This is a genomic window from Marinomonas arctica (genome assembly GCF_003259225.1).
Taxonomy (GTDB): Bacteria; Pseudomonadota; Gammaproteobacteria; order Pseudomonadales; family Marinomonadaceae; genus Marinomonas; species Marinomonas arctica.
The window spans coordinates 1-296 of sequence record NZ_QHJF01000042.1 but is presented as its reverse complement, the minus strand read 5'-3'; the positions used below and the strand labels follow the sequence as shown (position 1 = coordinate 296).

1 protein-coding gene is annotated in these 296 nt (G+C 54.4%); it reads right to left on the bottom strand.

Features of this window, described 5'->3' with window-relative positions; translation table 11 throughout:
• The coding region (locus tag DK187_RS19680) for a hypothetical protein (protein WP_204355669.1) at positions 1-296 on the bottom strand (296 nt) is incomplete at both ends.

Here is a 296-nt window from a genome sequence, read left to right as displayed (position 1 = left end):
AAGGCCGTCGTTGGGGTTAACGTACCAGCTTCCGCGTTATAGATGGCCGCTACTTTGTTGCCGTCGACGTACAACGTCGGTGTGTCCGTCAAGTTCTTACCCACAAGAAGACTCGGCGTGTTGTCCTTGGCATCTGTGCCACTGACTAGATTTCCGCCATCGTCCAAGAAGCCCGCAGGCGCTGCACTTGGTGCCTCTGGTGCGACTGTATCTATGGTCAAGGTCAAGTCTGAACTCGCTTCACTTTCATTACCCGCCGCATCGGTTAAGGTGTATGTCAGTGCATGCGACCCATC